8 protein-coding genes are annotated in these 7,019 nt (G+C 57.8%); 6 read left to right on the top strand and 2 right to left on the bottom strand.

Going from position 1 to position 7,019, the window contains the following annotated elements; genetic code table 11:
- Positions 1-20: 20 nt before the first annotated feature.
- Positions 21-839 (bottom strand): DUF72 domain-containing protein, encoded by an 819-nt coding sequence (locus AA74_RS0109725; protein WP_025912288.1) that lies wholly within the window; start codon positions 837-839, stop codon positions 21-23.
- Positions 836-1,402 carry a hydrolase gene (locus AA74_RS0109730; protein ID WP_025912289.1) on the bottom strand — a complete coding sequence of 189 codons (567 nt, stop codon included), beginning with the start codon at positions 1,400-1,402 and terminating at the stop codon, positions 836-838. Before AA74_RS0109730 ends, AA74_RS0109725 begins: the two co-directional genes overlap by 4 nt.
- Before the next feature lie 263 nt (positions 1,403-1,665).
- On the opposite strand from AA74_RS0109730, the gene aspS reads away from it, so the two are divergent.
- The 6 genes from aspS to ruvB all read left to right on the top strand — a co-directional run bounded on the left by aspS (position 1,666) and on the right by ruvB (position 6,921).
- On the top strand, positions 1,666-3,438 hold the full coding sequence (aspS, locus tag AA74_RS0109735; RefSeq protein WP_025912290.1) for an aspartate--tRNA ligase: 1,773 nt from the start codon (positions 1,666-1,668) through the stop codon (positions 3,436-3,438).
- 1 nt (position 3,439) lies between these two features.
- Positions 3,440-3,883: a dihydroneopterin triphosphate diphosphatase gene (gene nudB, locus AA74_RS0109740; RefSeq protein WP_008500446.1), complete on the top strand. Its 444-nt coding sequence runs from the start codon at positions 3,440-3,442 to the stop codon at positions 3,881-3,883.
- A 27-nt stretch (positions 3,884-3,910) separates the two neighbouring features.
- Positions 3,911-4,651 (top strand): YebC/PmpR family DNA-binding transcriptional regulator, encoded by a 741-nt coding sequence (locus tag AA74_RS0109745; protein ID WP_008500447.1) that lies wholly within the window; start codon positions 3,911-3,913, stop codon positions 4,649-4,651.
- Positions 4,652-4,685: 34 nt separating this feature from the next.
- On the top strand, positions 4,686-5,207 hold the full coding sequence (gene ruvC / locus AA74_RS0109750; RefSeq protein ID WP_003859749.1) for a crossover junction endodeoxyribonuclease RuvC: 522 nt from the start codon (positions 4,686-4,688) through the stop codon (positions 5,205-5,207).
- Positions 5,208-5,287: 80 nt separating this feature from the next.
- Positions 5,288-5,902 carry a Holliday junction branch migration protein RuvA gene (gene ruvA / locus AA74_RS0109755; RefSeq protein ID WP_008500448.1) on the top strand — a complete coding sequence of 205 codons (615 nt, stop codon included), beginning with the start codon at positions 5,288-5,290 and terminating at the stop codon, positions 5,900-5,902.
- An 8-nt stretch (positions 5,903-5,910) separates the two neighbouring features.
- Entirely contained in the window at positions 5,911-6,921 is a 1,011-nt protein-coding gene (gene ruvB, locus AA74_RS0109760; RefSeq protein WP_008500449.1) for a Holliday junction branch migration DNA helicase RuvB, read from the top strand.
- Positions 6,922-7,019: the final 98 nt, after the last annotated feature.

Consider the following 7,019-nt stretch of genomic DNA (forward strand, 5'->3'; position numbering starts at 1 on the left):
CCCTATGATAGGGGGTGATATCAGAAAAGAGAAGATTGTTGTGGGATGGAAGGGGCGCTGCCCACGGACGGCACCGCAGCCTGCAAGGCCTGCCACAGAGCATCGACCAGTTCGGGGGCCTGGGCAATATCCGGCGTGTGCAAAAAGAGATACGGCGTGGTGGTGTGTTCCCACGAGGCCAGTTTTTCCAGCCAGACGGCGAACATCGCCTGGTTTTGCGGCATGTTATCGCTGCCGATAAACCTGACCATTGGGTTCTTCGCGGTCACGATGGCGTGGACCGGCACTTTCGGTTTTTTACGCTGAGCTTCAATGATGGCCTCGTTATGCGGTATCGCGCTGTGCACCGGACGGCTATCGAGGATCACACGGTTAACGGAACGCTCAAGCAGGCCGCGGTTGAGCGCTTTTTCCGCTTCGCCTTTCGCAAAGAAGTCCTGGTGTCGAACCTCCACGCCGTAGGTAAATTCCCGGGGCAGGGCATCCAGGAACTGCCAGAGCGCAGGCAGGTCGCGCGGAGCAAACGTGGCCGGAAGCTGCAGCCAGTACTGCCCGATGCGGTTTGCCAGAGGCGCCATCCGGCCAAAGAATTCGTCGGTCAACTCACCGCAGTTTCGCAGCGCGGCCTGGTGAGAAATGGTCGCCGGAAACTTGAAGCAGAAGCGGAAGTCGTCGGTCGTTTGTTCCCGCCAGCGCGCAACAATCTCGGCTTTCGGGAGCGCATAGAGGGTAGTGTTACCCTCGACGCAGTTGAAGTGTCGGGCATACTCCTCAAGGCTGGTGATGCCCAGCCGCACCCATTTCGGGTGCGACCACTGGGGCAGGCCCACATACATCATAACGCGCTAAGGATCTCGTCCGTGCTGCGCACGCGACCGATGCGCGGGAAGATGTGCGTCATGCTGCCCTGGTGCTGTTCCGCCGAGGCCGCGCTACACGCATCTTCGGCAATCACCAGATTAAAGCCCAGCTCCCACGCGTTGCGGGCGGTCGACTCCACGCCGATATTGGTGGAAATGCCGCACAGGATGATCGTGTCAATGCCGCGACGGCGGAGCTGCAGCTCGAGATCGGTCCCGTAGAAGGCGCCCCACTGGCGTTTGGTCACTTCGATGTCGCCGTCGCGTTTGCCGAGCGAGGCCGGGTACGTCCACCAGTTTTCCGGCAGGGCATGCGCGGGGGCTTGGGCATCAACGGGCTGTTTTAACGCTTCGGCGTAATCCGAAGACCAGCCGACGCGCACCATGACAACCGGGGCACCGCTGGCACGGCTTTTTTCCGCCAGGCGGGCGGCGCGGCTGACCACATCGTCCGCGGTATGCGGGCCACCGGCGAAGGGCAAAATGCCTTCCTGTAAATCAATCACCACAAGCGCGGTTTTGCTGGCATCAAGGGTTAACATCGTTACTCCCGTTAAATGAATCACTTCCACACACCATACGACGCGATGGCCTGTTATTGGTCGCATAATTTTGTTAATTTTTGTGAGAATGCGCAATAAGAGTGCAGCAAACGACCGCCTGGCCGTGGTTCGCTCTTATCGTCCGGCGGAATTTCCAGTATAATAGCCGCCTTTTTTCATCCAGTTGTGACATACAGAAAGCTGCGACATAGTAGCCTGCATACCAGGCGACATTTAGCCTGCGGCTAATTAAGGGATATCTCATGCGTACAGAATATTGCGGGCAGCTGCGTCAGTCCCACGTCGGACAGCAGGTCACCCTGTGTGGTTGGGTCAATCGTCGTCGTGATCTTGGTAGCCTTATCTTCATCGATATGCGCGACCGCGAAGGTATCATTCAGGTGTTCTTCGATCCGGATCGCGCAGATGCGTTGAAGCTGGCCTCTGAGCTGCGTAATGAGTTCTGCATTCAGGTCACTGGCACCGTGCGTGCGCGTGACGAGAAAAACGTTAACGCCGACATGGCGACGGGTGCCATTGAAGTGCTGGCGTCCGATCTGACGATCATCAACCGTGCTGAAGCGCTGCCGCTGGACTCCAACCACGTCAACACTGAAGAAGCGCGTCTGAAATACCGCTATCTGGATCTGCGTCGTCCGGAGATGGCTCAGCGCCTGAAAACCCGTGCGAAAATCACCAGCCTGGTGCGTCGCTTTATGGATGACCACGGTTTCCTCGATATCGAAACCCCGATGCTGACCAAAGCCACGCCGGAAGGCGCGCGAGATTACCTGGTGCCATCCCGCGTCCATAAAGGCAAATTCTACGCGCTGCCACAGTCTCCACAGCTGTTCAAACAGCTGCTGATGATGTCCGGCTTCGATCGCTACTATCAGATCGTGAAATGCTTCCGCGACGAAGACCTGCGTGCTGACCGCCAGCCTGAATTTACCCAGATCGATGTGGAAACCTCCTTCATGACCGCCGAGCAGGTGCGTGAGGTGATGGAAGCCCTGGTGCGTAGCCTGTGGAATGACGTGAAAGGCGTTGAGCTGGGCGATTTCCCAATCATGACCTTCGCGGAAGCCGAGCGTCGCTATGGCTCTGACAAACCAGACCTGCGTAACCCGATGGAGCTGGTGGACGTAGCTGATCTGGTTAAAAACGTGGAGTTCGCGGTCTTCGCGGGTCCGGCTAACGACGCCAAAGGCCGCGTGGCTGCGCTGCGTGTACCGGGCGGAGCGGCTCTGAGCCGTAAGCAGATCGACGACTACGGCAACTTCATCAAGATCTACGGCGCGAAAGGTCTGGCCTATATTAAAGTGACCGAGCGTGCGAAGGGTCTGGAAGGTATCACCAGCCCGGTTGCGAAATTCCTGAACGCGGACATCGTGGAAGCGATCCTGGAGCGCACCGGCGCGCAGGACGGCGACATGATCTTCTTCGGTGCAGATAACAAGAAAGTCGTTGCGGATGCGATGGGCGCGCTGCGTCTGAAGCTCGGTAAAGACCTGAATCTGACCGACGAGAGCAAATGGGCGCCGCTGTGGGTTATCGACTTCCCAATGTTTGAAGACGACGGTGAAGGCGGCCTGACCGCGATGCACCACCCGTTCACCTCGCCGAAAGACATGACGGCCGCCGAGCTGAAAGCGGCACCGGAAGAGGCCGTCGCCAACGCCTACGATATGGTCATCAACGGCTACGAAGTGGGCGGTGGTTCCGTGCGTATTCACAGCGGTGAAATGCAGCAGACCGTGTTCGGCATCCTGGGCATCAACGAGCAGGAGCAGCGCGAGAAATTCGGCTTCCTGCTGGACGCGCTGAAATACGGTACGCCTCCGCACGCGGGTCTGGCCTTCGGTCTTGACCGTCTGACCATGCTGCTGACCGGCACCGATAACATCCGTGATGTTATCGCTTTCCCGAAAACCACTGCTGCAGCGTGTCTGATGACCGAAGCGCCAAGCTTTGCCAACCCGGCCGCACTGGCTGAGCTGGGAATTGAGGTGGTGAAGAAGGAAGAGAAAAACTGATATGACATATAAGCTCCCCGTTTCGGTCCTGGTGGTCATTTATGCAGAAGACACGAAGCGGGTGCTGATGTTGCAGCGGCGCGATGACCCTGAATTCTGGCAGTCGGTTACCGGCAGTCTGGAAGAGGGGGAAACCGCGCCGCAGGCCGCCGCGCGTGAAGTAAAGGAAGAGGTCGCCATTGACGTTGCCCGCGAGCAACTGACCCTGAAGGACTGTCAGCGCACGGTGGAGTTCGAAATTTTTAGCCATTTACGTCATCGCTACGCGCCGGGTACCGAGCGCAATACGGAATCGTGGTTCTGTCTCGCGCTCCCCCATGAACGGGAGATCGTGTTCACGGAACACCTGACCTACCGCTGGGTGAATGCGGCGGATGCCGCCGCACTGACCAAGTCGTGGAGCAACCGGCAGGCGATTGAAGAATTTGTAATTAACGCTGCCTGAAAAGGCGCGCTCTTTGAGGATATTTTTATGGCAGGTCATAGTAAGTGGGCCAACACCAAACACCGCAAAGCGGCACAGGATGCCAAGCGCGGTAAGATCTTTACCAAAATCATTCGCGAGCTGGTGACGGCAGCGCGTCTGGGCGGCGGCGATCCGGCCTCTAACCCACGTCTGCGCGCGGCGGTGGATAAAGCGCTGTCTAACAACATGACGCGTGACACCCTGAACCGTGCTATCGCACGTGGCGTGGGCGGCGATGAAGACGCGAACATGGAAACCATCATTTATGAAGGTTACGGTCCTGGCGGTACGGCGGTGATGGTTGAGTGCCTGTCCGACAACCGTAACCGTACCGTTGCGGAAGTGCGCCACGCGTTCACCAAAACCGGTGGCAACCTGGGCACTGACGGTTCTGTTGCTTACCTGTTCAGCAAAAAAGGCGTCATCTCCTTCGAGAAAGGCGACGAAGATGCGATCATGGAAGCGGCGCTGGAAGCCGGTGCGGAAGACGTAGTGACCTTCGACGACGGCGCTATCGACGTTTATACCGCCTGGGAAGAGATGGGTGCCGTGCGCGATGCGCTGGAAGCGGCGGGCCTGAAAGCGGACAACGCTGAAGTCTCCATGATCCCGTCCACCAAAGCGGACATGGATGCTGAAACGGCACCAAAACTGTTGCGTCTGATCGACATGCTCGAAGACTGCGACGACGTGCAGGAAGTGTATCACAACGGTGAAATCTCTGATGAGGTTGCAGCGACTCTCTGATGAGAGCGTGTAAATCCGTTACAGGAGACGCGTGATGTCGATTATTCTCGGGATTGACCCAGGCTCACGCGTCACCGGTTATGGCGTTATCCGTCAGGTGGGACGCCAGTTAACCTACCTGGGCAGTGGCTGTATTCGCACCAAAGTGGACGATCTGCCGTCGCGCCTGAAGCTCATCTATGCGGGCGTGTCGGAGATCATCACCCAGTTTCAGCCGGACTATTTCGCCATCGAACAGGTCTTTATGGCGAAAAACGCCGATTCGGCGCTAAAGCTCGGTCAGGCGCGCGGGGTGGCCATTGTCGCTGCGGTGAACCAGGATTTGCCGGTATTCGAATACGCGGCAAGGCAGGTTAAGCAGACGGTGGTGGGCATCGGTAGCGCGGAGAAAAGTCAGGTGCAGCACATGGTGCGGACCCTGCTCAAGCTCCCTGCGAACCCGCAGGCCGACGCCGCCGATGCGCTGGCGATTGCGATTACCCACTGTCACGTCAGCCAGAACGCGATGCAAATGAGCGAATCGCGGCTCAATCTGGCGCGAGGCAGGTTACGATAATGACAAAACAGGCTGGATGTTTATCCAGCCTTTTTTTATTATGTCGGCAGTTAATTTCTTCCAGAACGCAGGAGCGTCACGTGATAGGCAGACTCAGAGGCATCATCATTGAAAAACAACCCCCGTTAGTGCTGCTGGAAGTGGGTGGCGTGGGCTATGAAGTCCATATGCCGATGACCTGCTTCTACGAGCTGCCGGACGCGGGCAAAGAAGCGATTGTCTTTACCCAGTTTGTGGTGCGTGAAGATGCTCAGCTGCTGTACGGCTTCAACAACAAACAGGAACGCACCCTGTTCCGCGAGCTGATTAAAACCAACGGCGTCGGGCCGAAGCTGGCGCTGGCGATCTTATCCGGCATGTCTGCACCACAGTTTGTGAATGCCGTTGAGCGTGAAGATCCTGCGGCGCTGATTAAGCTTCCTGGCATCGGTAAGAAAACGGCAGAACGCCTGATTGTCGAGATGAAAGACCGCTTTAAAGGCCTGCATGGCGATCTCTTCACGCCGGCGGCCGATCTGGTACTGACCTCGCCAGGTGCGCCTGCGGCGGATGATGACGCGGAGCAGGAAGCGGTTGCCGCGCTGGTGGCACTGGGTTATAAACCTCAGGAGGCCAGCCGCATGGTAAGTAAAATTGCCAAACCGGACGCCAGCAGTGAAACCCTGATTCGTGAAGCGCTGCGCGCTGCATTGTGAGGTAAAGGATGATTGAAGCAGACCGCCTGGTTTCGGCAGGCACTGTTCAGGCAGAGGATGTGGTGGATCGCGCGATTCGCCCAAAACTGCTTGATGAGTACATTGGCCAGCCGCAGGTTCGTTCCCAGATGGAGATTTTTATCCAGGCGGCAAAGCTGCGCGGCGATGCGCTCGATCACCTGCTGATTTTTGGCCCTCCGGGGTTGGGCAAAACCACGCTGGCGAACATCGTTGCTAATGAAATGGGCGTGAACCTGCGCACCACCTCCGGCCCGGTGCTGGAGAAGGCGGGCGATTTGGCGGCCATGCTGACCAACCTCGAACCGCATGACGTGCTGTTTATCGATGAGATCCACCGTCTGTCACCGGTGGTGGAAGAGGTGCTCTATCCGGCGATGGAAGATTATCAGCTGGATATCATGATTGGTGAAGGTCCGGCGGCACGCTCCATCAAAATCGATCTGCCGCCGTTTACCCTGATTGGCGCAACAACGCGAGCCGGGTCGTTGACCTCTCCACTGCGCGACCGCTTCGGTATCGTGCAGCGTCTGGAGTTTTACCAGGTGGCCGATCTCCAGCACATCGTTGGCCGCAGCGCCCGCTATATGGGGCTGGAGATGAGCGAAGAGGGGGCGTTTGAAGTGGCGAAGCGTTCCCGCGGTACGCCGCGTATCGCCAACCGCCTGCTGCGCCGCGTGCGTGACTTTGCTGAGGTGAAGCACAACGGTTCGATCTCCGCAGAGATCGCCGCGCAGGCGCTGGATATGCTGAACGTCGATGCCGAAGGTTTTGACTACATGGACCGCAAGCTGCTGCTGGCGGTGCTGGACAAGTTCTTTGGTGGCCCGGTCGGGCTGGATAACCTGGCGGCGGCAATCGGGGAAGAGCGTGAAACCATTGAGGATGTGCTTGAACCGTATCTGATTCAGCAGGGCTTCCTGCAGCGCACACCGCGTGGACGTATGGCGACGGTGCGGGCGTGGAATCATTTCGGCATTACGCCACCGGCAATGCCGTAAGCAGCGATAATTTGTCGCCCCGGTAAGCGAAGTGTATGACCGGATACATAGGTGACAGATCAGACCGGGAACATAGGTAACACTTTTAGTCTATCCGC

Source organism: Enterobacter sp. 5-4, from assembly GCF_000612205.1.
Taxonomy (GTDB): Bacteria; Pseudomonadota; Gammaproteobacteria; order Enterobacterales; family Enterobacteriaceae; genus Enterobacter; species Enterobacter roggenkampii.